12 protein-coding genes are annotated in these 16208 nt (G+C 63.9%); 9 read left to right on the plus strand and 3 right to left on the minus strand.

Translation table 11 applies throughout. The features are described from left to right. Positions 1 to 48 precede the first annotated feature (48 nt). Positions 49 to 1104 carry a biotin synthase BioB gene (gene bioB, locus ABWO90_RS21870; protein WP_502922676.1) on the plus strand — a complete coding sequence of 352 codons (1056 nt, stop codon included), beginning with the start codon at positions 49 to 51 and terminating at the stop codon, positions 1102 to 1104. 206 nt (positions 1105 to 1310) lie between these two features. Next, on the plus strand, positions 1311 to 3332 hold the full coding sequence (locus ABWO90_RS21875) for an acetyl/propionyl/methylcrotonyl-CoA carboxylase subunit alpha (protein WP_353193327.1): 2022 nt from the start codon (positions 1311 to 1313) through the stop codon (positions 3330 to 3332). Positions 3333 to 3472: 140 nt separating this feature from the next. Here the strand turns inward: ABWO90_RS21875 and ABWO90_RS21880 are convergent, their stop codons facing one another. After that, positions 3473 to 4273: an IclR family transcriptional regulator gene (locus ABWO90_RS21880; RefSeq protein ID WP_353193328.1), complete on the minus strand. Its 801-nt coding sequence runs from the start codon at positions 4271 to 4273 to the stop codon at positions 3473 to 3475. A gap of 110 nt (positions 4274 to 4383) precedes the next feature. Here ABWO90_RS21880 and ABWO90_RS21885 point away from each other — a divergent pair, with 110 nt between their 5' ends. The 6 genes from ABWO90_RS21885 to ABWO90_RS21910 all read left to right on the plus strand — a co-directional run bounded on the left by ABWO90_RS21885 (position 4384) and on the right by ABWO90_RS21910 (position 11678). Continuing rightward, positions 4384 to 6354: a flavin-containing monooxygenase gene (locus ABWO90_RS21885; RefSeq protein ID WP_353193329.1), complete on the plus strand. Its 1971-nt coding sequence runs from the start codon at positions 4384 to 4386 to the stop codon at positions 6352 to 6354. Continuing rightward, positions 6354 to 7574: a CaiB/BaiF CoA transferase family protein gene (locus ABWO90_RS21890; protein ID WP_353193330.1), complete on the plus strand. Its 1221-nt coding sequence runs from the start codon at positions 6354 to 6356 to the stop codon at positions 7572 to 7574. The genes ABWO90_RS21885 and ABWO90_RS21890 overlap by 1 nt, the downstream gene beginning before the upstream one ends. After that, on the plus strand, positions 7574 to 8452 hold the full coding sequence (locus ABWO90_RS21895) for a patatin-like phospholipase family protein (protein WP_353193331.1): 879 nt from the start codon (positions 7574 to 7576) through the stop codon (positions 8450 to 8452). Before ABWO90_RS21890 ends, ABWO90_RS21895 begins: the two co-directional genes overlap by 1 nt. Positions 8453 to 8641: 189 nt before the next feature. Next, on the plus strand, positions 8642 to 9613 hold the full coding sequence (locus ABWO90_RS21900) for a Bug family tripartite tricarboxylate transporter substrate binding protein (RefSeq protein ID WP_353193332.1): 972 nt from the start codon (positions 8642 to 8644) through the stop codon (positions 9611 to 9613). A gap of 90 nt (positions 9614 to 9703) precedes the next feature. Next, the gene (locus tag ABWO90_RS21905) at positions 9704 to 10471 is read left to right on the plus strand and encodes an SDR family NAD(P)-dependent oxidoreductase (RefSeq protein WP_353193333.1); all 768 of its coding nucleotides are present in this window, start codon (positions 9704 to 9706) and stop codon (positions 10469 to 10471) included. 22 nt (positions 10472 to 10493) lie between these two features. Beyond that, positions 10494 to 11678, plus strand: a complete 1185-nt coding sequence (locus ABWO90_RS21910; protein ID WP_353193334.1) for an acetyl-CoA C-acyltransferase — start codon at positions 10494 to 10496, stop codon at positions 11676 to 11678. Positions 11679 to 11858: 180 nt separating this feature from the next. Here ABWO90_RS21910 and ABWO90_RS21915 read toward each other — a convergent pair whose 3' ends face one another. After that, positions 11859 to 13379 carry a tripartite tricarboxylate transporter permease gene (locus ABWO90_RS21915; RefSeq protein WP_353193335.1) on the minus strand — a complete coding sequence of 507 codons (1521 nt, stop codon included), beginning with the start codon at positions 13377 to 13379 and terminating at the stop codon, positions 11859 to 11861. 4 nt (positions 13380 to 13383) lie between these two features. Further along, positions 13384 to 13854, minus strand: a complete 471-nt coding sequence (locus tag ABWO90_RS21920) for a tripartite tricarboxylate transporter TctB family protein (RefSeq protein WP_353193340.1) — start codon at positions 13852 to 13854, stop codon at positions 13384 to 13386. Between the two features lie 585 nt (positions 13855 to 14439). On the opposite strand from ABWO90_RS21920, the gene ABWO90_RS21925 reads away from it, so the two are divergent. Then, entirely contained in the window at positions 14440 to 15648 is a 1209-nt protein-coding gene (locus ABWO90_RS21925) for a porin (protein WP_502922677.1), read from the plus strand. The last annotated feature ends 560 nt before the right edge of the window (positions 15649 to 16208 follow it).

A 16208-nucleotide genomic window follows, 5' to 3' on the forward strand; every position in this document is an offset into this window, starting at 1 on the left:
TCACCGACGTCCCACGACATCTCAATACAGAATTCAAGGAATCTCACCATGCAAGTTCACGCCCACACCGCCGCTCACGGCCACGACGAAGCCCTGCGTCGCAACGACAAACCCTGGACCGTTGCCGATATCGAGGCGCTGTTCGCGCTGCCGTTCAACGACCTGATCTTCCGTGCGCAGCAGGTGCATCGCGACCATTTCGACGCCAACGCCGTGCAGCTCTCCACGCTGCTCTCGATCAAGACCGGCGGCTGCCCGGAGGATTGCTCCTACTGCCCGCAATCGGCGAAATACGACACGGGCGTGGAAGCCGAGAAGCTCATGCCGGTCGACGAAGTCGTAGCCGCCGCCAAGCGCGCGAAGGAAGCCGGCGCGACGCGCTTCTGCATGGGCGCCGCGTGGCGCAGCCCGAAGCCGCACCAGGTCGACGCCGTGGGCGAGCTTGTGCGCGAAGTGAAGGCGCTCGGCCTGGAGACGTGCGTAACGCTCGGCATGCTGCGTGACGGGCAAGCCGAACAGCTGCGCGACGCGGGCCTCGACTACTACAACCACAACCTCGATACGTCGCCGGAGTTCTACGGTCAGATCATCACCACGCGCACGTATCAGGATCGTCTCGACACGCTCGCCCGCGTGCGCGACGCGGGTCTCAAGGTGTGCTGCGGCGGCATCGTCGGTCTGGGCGAGACGCAACGCGAGCGTGCCGGGCTGATCGCGCAGCTCGCCAACATGTCGCCGTACCCCGAGTCGGTGCCCATCAACAACCTGATGAAGATCGAAGGCACGCCGCTCGAACACAACGAGAGCGTCGATCCGTTCGACTTCGTGCGCATGATCGCGGTGGCGCGCATTACGATGCCGCGCGCGATGGTGCGCCTGTCGGCCGGGCGCGAGATGATGGACGACGCGATGCAATCGCTGTGCTTCCTCGCCGGTGCGAACTCGATGTTCTACGGCGAGAAGCTGCTCGTCACGCAGAACCCGCAAGCCGAGCACGATCGTGCGCTGCTCGCGCGCCTGGGCATGCGCACGTCGACCGAAGACAAGTTGAGCCCTGAACACGCGGGCGAGTGCGACAGCCTGACGGCTTGCGCCACGCACTGATTGCGCGTTGCGTATCGCGCAGACCGCCGTGTGTTGAGGATGTGATGACAGGTCATGCGCCACGACGGCGATGAGATCGCAGTAGACGATCCGCCGTCGCGGCGAAGCTGGATAGCAATAGAGATTGGCGTACCCGCGTCGCCCTTGCGCCACAAGCGAAAGGACATCGGGTGCGCCGCCCCAATCGATCATTTTCCGGAGGCAATATGTTCGACAAGATCCTCATCGCCAACCGTGGCGAGATCGCCTGCCGCGTGGCGGCCACGGCCGCACGGCTGGGTATCCGCACGGTCGCCGTCTATTCCGACGCCGACGCACACGCCAAGCATGTGGCCGTGTGTGACGAGGCCGTCCACGTGGGCGGTGCCGCCGCGCGCGACAGCTATCTGCGCATCGACGCCATCATCAACGCCGCCAAGGCCACGGGCGCGCAGGCGATCCACCCGGGCTACGGCTTCCTGTCCGAGAACGAAGCCTTCGCGGCGGCATGCCACGAGGCGGGCATCGTCTTCATCGGCCCGCCGGTCGGCGCCATCCATGCGATGGGCAGCAAGAGCGCCGCCAAGACGCTGATGGAAGGTGCGGCCGTGCCGCTGGTACCGGGCTATCACGGCGACAATCAGGACGCCGCGTTCCTGCACGCGCGCGCCGACGACATCGGCTACCCCGTGCTGCTCAAGGCCAGCGCGGGCGGTGGCGGCAAGGGCATGCGCGTGGTGGAGCGCAGCGAGGAGTTCCGCGCCGCGCTCGCCTCGTGCCAGCGCGAAGCCTCGAGCAGCTTCGGCGACGAACGCGTGCTCGTGGAGAAGTACCTGACGCGTCCGCGTCACATCGAAATCCAGGTGTTCGCCGACACGCACGGCAACTGCGTCTATCTGTTCGAGCGCGATTGCTCGGTGCAGCGCCGTCACCAGAAGGTGCTGGAAGAAGCGCCTGCGCCGGGCATGACGGACGAGCGCCGCCGCGCGATGGGTGACGCCGCCTGCAACGCCGCACGTGCCGTGGGTTACGTGGGCGCGGGCACCGTCGAATTCATCGCCAATCAGGACGGCTCGTTCTACTTCATGGAGATGAACACCCGCCTGCAGGTCGAACACCCGGTCACCGAGATGATCACCGGGCTCGATCTGGTCGAGTGGCAACTGCGTGTCGCAGCCGGCGAAGTCCTGCCGCGCAAGCAGGAAGAATTGCGCATTCATGGTCATGCGCTCGAAGCGCGTATCTACGCAGAGAATCCGGACAACAACTTCCTGCCGTCGACCGGCACGCTGTCTACGCTGCGTCCGCCCGCGTCGGTGCAGTTCGAGATCGGTAACGCCGGCACGCCGGCTGCCGTGCGTATCGATTCGGGGGTGCGCGAGGGCGACACCATTTCGCCGTTCTACGACCCGATGATCGCCAAGCTGATCGTGTGGGGGCAGGATCGCGACGAGGCGCTCGCGCGCATGCGTCGCGCGCTCGGCCAATATCGCGTGGTCGGTGTGCAGACGAACATCGCGTTCCTCGGTCGTCTGGTGGCGAGCGAACCGTTCGCCGGCGCCGACCTCGACACCGGGCTGATCGAGCGCCATCGCGACACGCTGTTCCCCGCCGCTGCGCCGGTACCCGCCACCACGCTGGCGCTGGCCGTAGCCGCGCAGCTCGGGCGCGAGACGGTCGTCGGCCGTCGCAAGTACCAGGACAGCATCGATCATCACTCGCCGTGGCAGCTCGCCACCGGCTGGCGCCTGAACGGCGATTACCAGCGCACGATGTCGTTCGATCATGGCGAAGCGCGCCTGGATGTCGTGCTCTCGAGCAACGCGCAGGCGAGCACGCTCACCGTGGACGGGCAGGCGTATCCGTATCGCTATGCCCACGACGGTGGCGTGTACCGCGTGACGCTCGGCGAGCGTCGCGTGCAGGGACATGTCGACTTCGAGCAGGAGACGGCGCACGTCTTCGCCGACGGCCACTCGTGGACGCTGCGCTGGCACGATCCGCTGGCGCAGGCTGGCGGCCACGAGGGCGGCGAAGGGCGTCTCACGGCGCCGATGCCGGGCAAGGTCATCGCCGTGCTCGCGCAACCCGGCACGAAGGTCGAGAAGGGTACGCCGCTGCTCGTGATGGAAGCCATGAAGATGGAGCACACCATCAGCGCACCGGCGGACGGCGAGATCGAAGAAGTGCTCTACGCCGTCGGCGATCAGGTGCCGGAAGGCGCGCAGTTGCTGGCGTTCAAGCGGTAGGCGTTACGTGTCAGGCGTTTGGCGTTAGAGAACGTCTGACGCGCCGACGCGGAAGGGATCGCGTGTTGCATCGAAATCACTCCGATGGACGCGCGATCTCGGTCAATTGTTGCGACGGGTCATGGCGGCGGAAGGCCAATTCAGGCATTTTCAACCGACTTGACCGACGGCGTGAATCCAATGGCCTGCAGTTCCGAGGCGACGGTCCGGGTGACCCACATCTTGTGCTCATGGTTCATCTTGCTCGACACGGCGGCCACCGAGATCGCCGCGTAGCCGTCCTCGCCCACTTCGAAGCTCACGCCCACCCCCGACACGCCCTGGTGTACGAGACCGTCCGTGGCCGAGAAGCCCTGCTTGCGCGTCTTCGCCACCAGGTCGCGCAGTCGCGGCAAGGTCAGGCCCGAGGGCTTGAATTCGTCCTGATGGCGTCGGTAGATCGCCTCGATCGAGGCATCGTCCTGTCGCGCCAACAGCGTCACGCCGGCGGAGCCCACCCCCAGCACACGCATGCCGCCCACCTGAAGCACCAGCGTGCGCACCGGTGAACTCCCTTCCTCGTAGTGCAGGCAATGGGCGTAGTCGCCATTGCGCACGACAAGGAACACCGTGTCCCCGGTGACATGTGCCAGGCGCTTCATCATCGGCCGGCACGCTTCGAGCAGCGGTGCCCGCCGCATCGACGCCAGGCCGATCTGCATGGCCTGCATGCCGAGCCGATACCGCTTGCTGCCCTCCCCCCGCTCGACAAATCCCCCCAGTTCCAGCGTCTTCAACAATCGATTTGCCGTGATGCGGTCGATCTCTGCGGCCTTGGCCAGATCCGTGACCGTGGCGCCATCCGGATGCAGGCCTGCAACGCGACGAAGCAAATCCAGCGCACGAGAAACAGATTGCGTTCCCTGTACCGGGGCTGCTTTTTCAATCGGTTCAATTGCCATGGTTTCCCCTATGTGCGTTCATAATACGAACGTTTTTAACGCTTCTCATTGTGAACGTTTTTCGTTTTCGGTGGAATAGTTTTCGTACTCGATCACCGTATGACTTTCACATGACACACAATCCTAATCAAGTGGCCGCACTCTCGGATCAAGCCTGGTCGGAAGGCCTTCGCCAAGCGCTGCCGTCGGCCAACATCCCGACGCTCCTGATGGTCCTCATCCATCTGACGGGGGACCGCAAGTGGCTCGACGAGCGCTATCAGTGCTCGCGTATTCGCGGCCTCGACGAGAACGACTCGGGCGGCCTGCCCGAAGTCGTTCAGGCCGAAATTCGCGAAGCGGCATGGAATGCGCTGTGCAAGTGGAAGATCGACGGTCAGGTCAAGCTTGCCGGCCCCGATTGGGATACCTTGGTCCAGATGCTGGAACTCGGCGTCGGCGAGGCGATTCCGGCCTCCTACGGCCCGATGATCGGCGCGTGGCTCGGTCTCGACGACGACATGGTGATTGACCAGAAGGGCCGCTTCAAGGTACCGGAGGACTTCAAGGTCGTCATCATCGGCACCGGCGTCGCCGGCCTGTGCGCCGCGATCCGCCTGCAGGGTGCCGGCATTCCGTTCACCGTGATTGAAAAGAACGATGAAGTCGGCGGCACGTGGTACGAGAACCATTACCCGGGTTGCGGCGTCGACACACCGAATCACATCTACTCGTACTCGTTCGCCAAGGGCGACTGGTCGAAATACTTCGCACTGCAACAAGAGATCCAGACGTACTTCGAGGGCGTGGCCGACCGCTTCAACCTGCGCCAGTACATCCGCTTCGAAACGCGCGTCGACGCCGCTCGTTACGACGAAACCACGATGCGCTGGATCGTCGACGTCTCGAGCAAGGGCAACGCCTACCGCCTCGATGCCGATGTGCTCATCAGCGCCGTCGGCCTGTTGAATGTGCCGAAGACGCCGAACATTCCTGGTCTGGACACCTTCGAAGGCCTGGCCTTTCACTCGACGCAATGGCCGGAGAACCTCGACCTGGAAGGCAAGCGCGTTGCCGTGATCGGCACCGGCGCGACGTCGATGCAGATCGTGCCGGAGATCGCACCGCGCTGCGGCCACCTGACCGTATTCCAGCGTTCCAAGCAGTGGGCTGCACCGTTCGAGCAATTCCGTACGGATATCCCGCACGACAAGCGCTTCATGCTTGCGCATGTGCCGTTCTACCAGGAGTGGTATCGTCAGCGCCTGGCCTACATCTTCAACGACCGCATCCACAGCTCGTTGCAGATCGATCCCCAATGGCCGCACCCGGAACGTTCGATCAACAAGACGAACGAACGCCACCGGACTCACTTCATCGACTACATCAAGGCCGAGCTCGGCGACCGTCAAGACCTGCTCGACGCCTGTGTGCCCGACTATCCGCCGTTCGGCAAGCGCATGCTGATGGACAACGGCTGGTACCGCACCATGACGCGTCCGAACGTCTCGCTCGTCCAGGGCGGCGTGGTCGAAGTGCAGGGCAACAAGGTGATCGACAGCAACGGCGACGCCCACGAGATCGACATCCTCGTCATCGCCACCGGCTTCGACGTCGTGAACATGCTCGCGTCGTTCAACCTGGTCGGCCGCGGCGGACGCAGCATCCGTGAAGTGTGGGCCGACAAGGGCGCGCAGGCCTACCTGGGCGTCGCGGCACCGGGCTTCCCGAACTTCTTCATGCTGGCCGGCCCGAACACGGCACTCGGCCACGGCGGTTCGGTCGTCGCCCTGCTCGAGACACAGGTCAGCTACGTGATGAACATCCTGCGACAGGCCATGGAACGCACGGGCGCCGACGAGCGCTTCGAATTCGAAGTGGACAAGCAAACCCACGACGACTTCAACGTGCGCGTGCAGGAAGCCCATGGCCGCATGATCTGGTCGCACACCGGCATGACCAACTGGTATCGCACCGGCAAGAACGGCCCGATCATCGCCACCACGCCGTTCCGCAACGACGACTACTGGCACATGGCTCGCCGGGCCGACTTCGCCGACTACACCTTCAAGACTGCGGTCGTCGAAACGGAGGCCGCGTAATGACCGCAGCAGCACAACGTCAGCCGGGGCCTTACATGCTGAGCGGCCTGCGTATCCTTGACCTGGGCACGATGGTCGCGGGCCCGGTGGCCTGCACGCTGTTCGGCGACTTCGGCGCAGACGTCATCAAGGTCGAGGTGCCGGAGCGTGGCGACACGGTCCGCGACCTCGGTCCGTTCGTCGACGGCGAATGCCTGTACTGGGAAGTCGAGAACCGCAACAAGCGCTCGATCACGCTCAACCTGCGTGAAAAAGCGGGCCAGGAAATCCTCTATCGCCTGGTCGAGCAGGCCGACGCAGTGGTCGAGAACTTCCGTCCCGGCACGCTGGAGAAGTGGAATTGCGACTTCGAGACGCTCAAGCAGTACAACCCGAAGCTCATCATGCTGCGCGTGTCGGGCTTCGGCCAGACCGGCCCCTACTCGGAACGAGCCGGCTACGACCGCATCGCGCTGGCCTTCGGCGGCCTGATGGGCATCACCGGCTATCCGGACCGTCCGCCGGTGCGCATCGGTACGTCGACAGCCGACTATCAGACCGCCATCCTGGGCGCGTTCAGCCTGATGATGGCGCTCTACAACCGGGACGTTCTCGGTGGCCCCGGCCAGGAAATCGACCTCGCGATGTACGAATCGGTGATTCGATTCACTGAAGTGCTGGTGCCCGAGTACGACCGCCTGGGCGTGGTGCGCAAACCGCGCGGCAACAAACACTTCGCTGCAGCGCCGGGCGAACACTTCGAGACCAGCGACGGCCGCTTCGTGATTCTCACCTGCTCCGCCGAGGCGGGATTCCAGCGGCTGTGTGCGGCGATGGGCCGCCCCGACATGCTCGAGGATCCACGCTTCAAGACGCACCCGCTGCGTTGGCAGCACATCGACGCGCTGAACGGCCTCGTCGGCGACTGGATCAAGTCGCTGCCGGTGCCCGAGCTCACCGCGAAACTCGATGCGGCGAAGTGCGCGTATGCGTTCATCCTCAGCATCGACGACATCATGAAAGACCCGCACTACCAGGCACGAGAGACCATCGTGCCGGTCGAGAATCCGCGTATCGGCCCGGTCCGCATGGCCGGCGTCGTGCCGCGGATTCCGGGAGCCCCGCAGAAGCCGATCGATCCGGCGCCCACGATCGGCCAACACAACGCCGATGTGTACGGCGAGCTGCTCGGCATGAACGATGGCCAGCGCGCGGAACTCCAGCAGATGGGCATCATTTGATGATCGGCACGGTTGAACGAGCGGCCGTCTTCGGCGGCGGGGGCGTCGTGGGGATCGCATGGTCGGCCGGCATCGTCCATGGACTCGCCTGCGCCGGCGTCCGGATCGCGGATGCCGACGAGCTGGTCGGCACCTCGGCGGGTTCCGTTATTGCCACGCAACTCGCATGTGGCGTCGACGTGTCCGCCATGTTTGCCGAACAGCGGCATCCGGCACACGACTCCAGCGAACAGCTCCGGCCGTACTCGCAGGAAGCGGCCGATGCCGCCAATTGCCGACTGGTGGAAAAGGTCGGCGGCGACCTGGTGGCCGCACGCAAACGCATCGGCGCATTCGCCAGACGCAGCGAAACGCCGGCCCTCGAAGTCCGCCGCGCGATCATCGCCGCCCGCTTGTCGACCGCCGAATGGCCTGCCCGGCGGCTGCGTCTGGTCGCGGTCGATACCGACACCGGCGCGCCGCGCGTCTTCGACGCCGCCAGCGACTGTGTGCTCGTCGACGCCGTGGCCGCGAGCTGCGCCGTGCCCGGGGTGTGGCCGCCGGTGCCGATCGACGGCGTGTACTACATGGACGGCGGCATTGTCTCGATGACCAACGCCTGGGTGGCCGACACGGCGCGCCGAGTGCTGGTGCTCGCGCCGCTCGGTTACTCCGACGGCAATCCCGTCAGCGGCCATTTGCGCGCCGAAGCCGCCGCCATCGAGGCACGCGGCGCCAGTGCGCAACTGATCGTGCCCGACGCCGCATCGCTTGCCGCCTTCGGCAGCAATGTGCTCGACCCCGCACGTCGTGGGCCTGCCGCGCAGGCAGGCTACGAACAAGGCACCGCGATCGCGAACGACATCGCGTCCTGGTGGCTGCCATCGCACGACGCGTGAAAGGCAACGTCATGTAAGGAAATGAATGAAGACACCGCAATCCCGCTGCACGACACCTTAAAATCGCCATCCCAAAAGCCTCTGCGTCGCGTGCGCGCTGTTGAAGCCTGTCTTCGCTGCGTGGCGTGGCGTGGCGTGGCGAAGACGACGACAGGTCAGGCAAAACCCAGAATAACCAGGAGCACAAACATGAAGCCCTTTTCCAAAGTAGCAGCCGTGGCATTCGGCGCGCTCGTCGCATTTTCCGCGAGCGCCCGTGCAGATGATTATCCGACGCGCCCGGTGCGCGTGATCGTCGGCTACACGCCGGGCGGCGCCTCCGACATCGTCGGCCGCCTGATCGCCACGGGCCTGAGCCGGCTCGACAAGCAGAGCTTCATCGTCGAAAACAAGCCCGGTGCTGGCGGCATGCTGGGAATGGCATACGTCGCCAATGCGAGCCCTGATGGCTACGTCATCGGTATTTCGGTCTCGGGCACGATGGTGACCGGCCCGCACCTGCTGAAGGACGTGCCCTACGACGCGCTCAAGTCGTTCGCCCCGATTGGCATGATTGCGAAGGCGCCGATGGTCATGCTGGCCTCGCCGTCGTTCAAGGACCCCACCGTCAAGAACATCATCGCGCAAGCGAAGGCCCACCCGGGTCAGATCAAGTCGGGACAAGGGGCGAAGGCGTTCGAACTGGCACAACGCCTGTTCAACTCGAAGGCCGGCGCCGATATCGGCGTCGTGTCATATCGCGGCGGTGCGCCCGCGGCGATCGACGTGATGGCAGGCCGCGTGACGCTCATGGTCGACACGATCGGCGCGCAGCTCGGCAGCATTCAGGGCGGCAAGCTGGTGCCGGTCGCCGTACTCGACAGCAAGCGCTCCAACCTGCTCCCGAATGTGCCGACCGTGGCCGAGGCGGGCGTGCCTGGCTACGAAGCGGTGGGCTGGCTCGGCCTGGTCGCCCCGAAGGGCACGCCCCCGAACATCGTGGCGACCCTGAACAAGCAACTCGCACAGGTGCTGGCCCAACCGGAAGTCGCGAAGAAGCTCGAGTCGCTGGGCTATGAACCGAATCCGAGCCCGACGCCGCAGGCCTTCGAACAGGGCATCCGTACCGAGTACGCGAAGTGGGGCAAGGTCGTGAAGGACGCCGGCATCCAGCCTGAGTAAGGCACGCCGCACTGATCGCGCTACAGAGGGGTGCACGCCTGTCCGGTGCGCCCCTTTTTTCACCCTCACTGTTTTCCCGACACACGCATCATGCAAATTTCCAATCGCGTTTTTGTCATCTCCGGCGGCGCCTCGGGCCTGGGTGCCGCGCTCGCGCGCACGGTCGTCGCCAAGGGCGGCAAGGTCATGCTGCTCGACATCCGTGAAGCGCCGCTCGCCGCATTTGCCGACGAACTGGGCGCCAACGCCGCATTCGCCGTGGCCGATGTCACGGACGACGCGCAATGCCAGGCCGCCATCGCGGCCGCCACGTCGGCGTTCGGCCGCATCGATGCCCTCGTTAACTGCGCCGGCATCGAACTGGGCGCCCGCGTCGTGGGTCGCGAAGGCCCGCACCCTCTCGAGAAGTTCTCGCGCACGATCGCCGTCAACCTGATCGGCTCGTTCAACATGACCCGACTGGCCGCCGACGCGATGTCGAAGCAGGAACCGCTGGAGGGCGGCGAGCGCGGCGTAATCATCAACACCGCTTCCATTGCGGCCTTCGACGGACAGATCGGACAGGCGGCCTACGCGGCCTCCAAGGCGGGCATCGCCGGCATGACGCTGCCGATCGCGCGTGAGCTGGCCCGCTTCGGCATTCGCGTGATGACGATTGCCCCCGGTATTTTCCGCACGCCGATGGTGTCCGGCATGAGCGCCGAAATCCAGGCATCCCTGGCATCGAACGTGCCGTTCCCCCCTCGCTTCGGTGAGCCGGAGGAGTTCGCGGCATTGGTCTGCCATATCGCAGAGAACATGATGCTCAATGGCGAAGTGATTCGCCTCGATGGCGCCGTTCGCATGGCTGCGCGCTAACCCCGACAAGGAATTCGAAACGATGAATCTCGATCCGATTGTGATCGTCAGTGCATGCCGCACCCCAATGGGCGGCTTCCAGGGCGACTTCGCCGCTGTCACCACGCCGGAACTCGGCGGCGCCGCCATTCGTGCGGCGGTCGAACGCGCCGGCCTGGCGGGGGACGAGGTGGACGAAGTGTTCATGGGCTGCGTGCTGCCGGCGGGCCTCGGACAGGCGCCGGCGCGCCAGGCGACCCTGAAGGCGGGACTGCCCGTCTCGACGGGAGCCACGACCGTCAACAAGATGTGCGGCTCCGGCATGAAGGCCGTCATGATCGCTCACGACCTGCTGGTGGCCGGCACGTGCGACATCATGGTCGCCGGCGGCATGGAAAGCATGAGCAACGCGCCCTACCTGCTCCCGAAGGCCCGCGCAGGCATGCGCATGGGCCACGGCCGGGTGCTCGACCACATGTTCCTCGACGGACTGGAAGACGCCTACGACAAGGGCCGCCTGATGGGGACATTCGCCGAAGACTGCGCGTCGGACTTCGGCTTCGCCCGTGAAGCCCAGGATGCGTTTGCCATCGAATCACTGATGCGTGCGCAGCGGGCCATCGTCGAAGGCCGGTTCGTGGCGGAAATCGCGCCGGTCGAGGTCAAGGCAGGCAAGGTACAGACGGTCGTCTCGGTCGACGAGCAGCCGGGCAAGGCGCGCATGGACAAGATCCCTGCACTCAAGCCGGCATTTCGTGCCGACGGCACGGTGACGGCAGCGAACTCGTCGTCGATTTCCGACGGCGCGGCCGCCCTGGTGCTGATGCGTCGTTCCGAAGCCGCCAAGCGTGGCCTTGCGCCGCTGGCCACGATCATGGGCCACGCGACCTTCGCGCATCAGCCGCATCTGTTCCCGACCGCCCCTGCGGGCGCGCTGCGCCAGTTGTCGGAAAAGACCGGCTGGGACCTGGCGGACGTCGATCTGTTCGAGATCAACGAAGCGTTCGCCGTCGTGACCATGGCGACGATGAAAAGCCTCGACCTGCCGCACGACAAGGTCAACATCAATGGCGGCGCCTGCGCCCTGGGCCACCCGATCGGTGCGTCCGGCGCACGCATCGTTGTGACGTTGCTGCACGCCTTGCGTGAGCGCGGCGCGAAGCGCGGCATGGCCAGCATCTGCCTCGCCGGCGGCGAGGCTACGGCGGTCGCACTCCAGATCGACTGATCCCACAGGCACGTCAAGCAACAAAGCCCGGTAGTCGGAAGACTACCGGGCTTTGCTTTTTTGCGTCGACCACCACCGTCGGACGCGGATTCGTACACGGGGCACGCAAGGCATGGGGACCGAAATGCCCAGGGCACTACGCCGGGGGGCCACGCCCGGCCCCCCCGCATCGACGCGACGTCAGGTGGCCGCGACGCTCGCCTGGCGGTTCCGGAGCGTCTTGCGGCCCCAGAAGAAGAGTTGCAGGACCACCAGCAGCGCGGAGATCGCCATGAACGACGCACTGATCGGCGTCGACACGAACACCGTCAGGCTGCCATCCGCGATCACCATGGCGCGGCGGAAATTCTCCTCGAGCATCGGCCCCAGCACATAGCCCAGGAGAATCGGACTGACGGGGAACTTCAGCGCAATCAGGATCGCGCCCATGATACCGAAGACGGCCACTTCCCCGACCTCGAACAGGCTGTTATGGGTCGAATAAACGCCGACGCAGATGAAGAACATCGCTAACGGGAACAAATACTTGTAGGGCACCCGCAGCAGCTTCACCCAGACGCCGATCATCGGCACATTCAGGAGAACCAGCAGAACGTTGCCGATCCAGAACGAGGCGATGAGTCCCCAGAACAGGTCAGCGTGCTCGGTAATGAGCTGGGGCCCCGGCTGGATGCCCTGGATCAGCAAGGCGCCCAGGATCAGCGCCATCACCGCGTCGCCCGGGATACCGAGCGACATGGTCGGGATGAAGTCGACCTGGGTCTTGGAGTGCGCCGACGCTTCCGGTGCGGCCACCCCGGCGATATTGCCGTGACCGAACGACTCGGGGTGCTTCGAGATCTTCTTCTCGAGCGCGTATGACAGGAAGGTCGTGATCGTCGGACCCGTGCCGGGCATGGCGCCGAACACCGTCCCGACCAGCGTGCCGCGCACCATCGGCCAGAAGGCCTCTTTCAGCTCGGCCTTGCTTGGCCGCATGTCCTTCATGGAGACTTGCATGCTGGTGCCAACGGCGTCCATCTTGTTCACGTTGAGCATGAACTCGGCCACGCCGAACAACCCGAGCGCCAGGGCGACCAGTTCAATATTGTCGGCCAGCTCGGTCAGCCCGAAGGTAAAGCGCATCGCGCCAGAGTTCACGTCGGTGCCCACCAGGCCCAGGATCAGGCCCAGCACCGTCATCGCCACCCCCTTGAGCGGCGCCCCGCGGGACATCGTGCCACCGGCAATGAGACCCACCAGCATGATGGCAAACAGTTCGGCGGGCCCGAACTCGAACGCGATCTTGACCAGCACCGGCGAGGCAAAAATCATCACCAGGATGCCGAACGACGCCGCAAAGAACGACGACACCATCGTAATGCCCAGCGCTGTCCCGCCCTTGCCCTTGCGAGTGAGGGGATACCCGTCGAGGCACGTCACCGCATGCGGCGGATGACACGGCAAGTTAAGCAGGATGGCGCCGATTGCACCACCGTATTGCGAACCGTAGAAGATGCCGGACAGCATGAGAATCGCCGACACGGGGGACATGACGTAGGTCAGCGGCAGCAGCATCGAGATCGCCGACAGTGCGCCCATGCCGGGCAGCACGCCGATCAGGTTACCGACCAGCACGCCGAAGAACGACCAGATCAGGTTTTGCCATTCGAGCGCGACGCCGAAGCCGTGCCACAAGTCCAGGATGGATTGTCCGATCATTTGATTAGTGGCCCCAGACGAGAAGTGGCATCTGAACCTTCAGGAGCCACGAGAAAACGATCACGCCGAATACTGTCGCGGCCAGCGACAGCAGGACCACACGACCTATCGTGTTTTCCCGATCGCCCAGTGCGGAAATCAAAACCACCGCGAAGACTGCGGGGATGAAGCCGAAGTACTCGCCGAGTACGACGAAAGCGACCACGCTCAGGATGATGCAGATCCAGCCGCGCCATTCCGGCTTGAACTCGGGATGCGATCCGGATTCGTCGGCCGCTTCCTGCACCGGTTTGGCCCCCGCCGCGATGGCGATGCCAATCAATGCCAGGACGACGCCCAGCATGACCGGGAAGAACCCCGGCCCCATCGACCTGAGGCTTCCAACTTCATAATTGCGGCCGATCATGACGACGGCCAGGCCAGCCACGAGCATCAGCCCGCCGCCGAAATGGTCCCGATTGAATGTTGCTTTCATCTTTTTCAACGTCCCTCCCACGCACTGAGAATTCCCGTCACCATCGGCAACAACGAGACGCCGTCCCGCCAATTGGCTTCGTAATTTCCAGTGCTTGATTCAAATACGTTCACATTGTGAACATATTACGCATTACAACTGGCGGACGATTGTAATTAGTCAGGCGGTCCTTGGGAGTCAGTAATAACCCCCACCCAGCGGCACCGTTATCGCCATGCACAGCCAATGTCGTTTCGATGCGAAGTGCAGCGGATTGGCGGCAATCCATTTCTGCCGACAGGCAACGCCCTGCCCGCCGCAAGCGCATCCTCGATGGGCGCGTGCGAACTCGACGGCCCAACCTCAGGAAACGCAAGGCATGACGCCTTTCAGCTGGCGTGGAGCCCCTCTTTCTGCGGTTCCGCTCGTTGCGTTGAGGTACTAAATAATTTAAGGACGGTTCTTAGAAAACCTGACAACGACTTCACGCAGGGGTCGCCGCCACAGGGATTTTGCCCTTTGGGAATTTTCATCAGGAATCCGAACAGGTGTCCGGAAATATTCTCGATGTCGATTTCAACCATGCGCGGCAATGCGCTCGACATCATGAACCAACGCCCACACTCCCATATCGCCCCGCGCGCGCTTGCACTCGCCGCGACACTGACGCTGCTGACCTTGCCGGCCAGCGTCAACGCCCAAAGCAATGTCACGCTCTACGGCACCATCGATTCCGGATTCGTCCACGCCAATCACACGCTCACGGAGAACGGCCCGCAGTCGGCGTCCAGCATCACCAGCAACATCATCGGTGGCAGTCGCTGGGGCTTGCGCGGCACCGAGTCCCTCGGACGCGGCCTCAGCGCCTTGTTCCAGATCGAGAGCGGCTTCAACGCCGTGAACGGTACGCTCGGCAATGGCGGCCTTGCCTTCGGTCGCAAGGCCATCGTCGGCCTGCGTGGTGACGAATGGGGCGAGGTGACCATCGGCCGCCAATATGACCCGGTCGTCAATCTCGTTCAGGGTCTGACCGCCGACGGGTACTTCGGCGGCTTCTTCGCCACGCCGGGCGACGTCGACAACTACGACAACAGCGCGCGTATCAACAACGCCGTTCGCTACGCCACGCCGAACTTCGGCGGCCTGCAGTTCGAAGGCATGTACGCGACGGGGAACGTTGCGGGAAAGAACGGCGCGGGGCGCTCGTACGGCCTCGCGGGTGCTTACAGCAATGGTCCGATTGTCCTCGCCGCAGGCTACTTCTTCGCGGATGGCGGCAGTCGTGAAGACCCGAATCTCTACGGGACCGGCGATCGCGTATGGACCAGTAGCGCGGGATCGCTCTTCAATTCGCCAATCAATGCGGGCTTCCGAACGGCCAGCAACGTGCGCATTGCCCGTGTCGCCGCAAAGTACGCCATCGGTCCGGCGATTCTCGGTGTGTCGTATTCGAATGCGCAATACGGGAGCGACAACATGTCGTCGTTCGACGGCACGGCCAAGTTCGACACGATCAATACCTTCGCGACCTACGCTCTCACGCCCGCGCTGAACACCGGCCTCGGCTACAGCTACACACGCATGCGTGGGAATGGCACGCTCGGCGCCCATTACAACCAGTTCAACGCCGGGGTGACATACGCCCTGTCCAAGCGCACGTCCACGTATGTCATCGGCGGCTATCAGCAGGCCGTCGGCAAGACGCAGGGTTACGGCGGGGCCGTGGAAGCGAGTGCTTCCGTCGGCTCGTATGGCGTGGACGCCGGTGCGCGCACGCAGTTATTGGTCGGCATGGGACTGAAGCACAGCTTCTGATTTCGGAATCGACTGACCCGATCGACCCGAATCCGTTTATCCATGCGGGTTCGGGTCGATTTCCCTTGAAAATAAAACACTTACGATTCAAACGGCCGTTTGGAAGTTTGCGACTCGGTTGTCTAAAAAAAGACACTATTTACGATTTTAAGGGTTTACCCCATTAGGGAATCTTATTAGAATTCGACTCCATTGAAGTTCGTTGCAGACGCAACCAGCGGCACCCGCGCTCCCTGGATCACTCACTGAATTCGATGCGCGCCGATGGATGTTGTGCTGACGTCATTTCGGGGAGAGCTGTCGTGATCGTTGTCGGTTGGTTGTGTGTCGCAGTCGTCGCCATCGGTATTTCGGCGGCACGTGTGCGCCAGCTGCATCGCCGTGCGGTTCGCGCCGCAGCGGCAGGCCACGTAGAGCGCGTTTTGCGTTTTCGTCGCAGTCACCGCCGCACCCCCTGCACTCGCATTCAGTTCAAGGACGCCGCGTAATTCAACGTCGTCCGGTCGTAGCAGTAGCAGTAGCAGTAGCAGTAGCAGTAGCAGTAGCAGTAGCAGTAGCAG

This window comes from Pandoraea pnomenusa, assembly GCF_040391475.1.
GTDB classification, from domain to species: Bacteria; Pseudomonadota; Gammaproteobacteria; order Burkholderiales; family Burkholderiaceae; genus Pandoraea; species Pandoraea pnomenusa_C.

Bases quoted from the DNA above. Each gene is read 5' to 3' on its own strand.
- bioB (WP_502922676.1), top strand. From the start codon at position 49: ATGCAAGTTCACGCCCACACCGCCGCTCACGGCCACGACGAAGCCCTG.
- ABWO90_RS21875 (WP_353193327.1), top strand. From the start codon at position 1,311: ATGTTCGACAAGATCCTCATCGCCAACCGTGGCGAGATCGCCTGCCGC.
- ABWO90_RS21880 (WP_353193328.1), bottom strand. From the start codon at position 4,273: ATGGCAATTGAACCGATTGAAAAAGCAGCCCCGGTACAGGGAACGCAA.
- ABWO90_RS21885 (WP_353193329.1), top strand. From the start codon at position 4,384: ATGACACACAATCCTAATCAAGTGGCCGCACTCTCGGATCAAGCCTGG.
- ABWO90_RS21890 (WP_353193330.1), top strand. From the start codon at position 6,354: ATGACCGCAGCAGCACAACGTCAGCCGGGGCCTTACATGCTGAGCGGC.
- ABWO90_RS21895 (WP_353193331.1), top strand. From the start codon at position 7,574: ATGATCGGCACGGTTGAACGAGCGGCCGTCTTCGGCGGCGGGGGCGTC.
- ABWO90_RS21900 (WP_353193332.1), top strand. From the start codon at position 8,642: ATGAAGCCCTTTTCCAAAGTAGCAGCCGTGGCATTCGGCGCGCTCGTC.
- ABWO90_RS21905 (WP_353193333.1), top strand. From the start codon at position 9,704: ATGCAAATTTCCAATCGCGTTTTTGTCATCTCCGGCGGCGCCTCGGGC.
- ABWO90_RS21910 (WP_353193334.1), top strand. From the start codon at position 10,494: ATGAATCTCGATCCGATTGTGATCGTCAGTGCATGCCGCACCCCAATG.
- ABWO90_RS21915 (WP_353193335.1), bottom strand. From the start codon at position 13,379: ATGATCGGACAATCCATCCTGGACTTGTGGCACGGCTTCGGCGTCGCG.
- ABWO90_RS21920 (WP_353193340.1), bottom strand. From the start codon at position 13,854: ATGAAAGCAACATTCAATCGGGACCATTTCGGCGGCGGGCTGATGCTC.
- ABWO90_RS21925 (WP_502922677.1), top strand. From the start codon at position 14,440: ATGAACCAACGCCCACACTCCCATATCGCCCCGCGCGCGCTTGCACTC.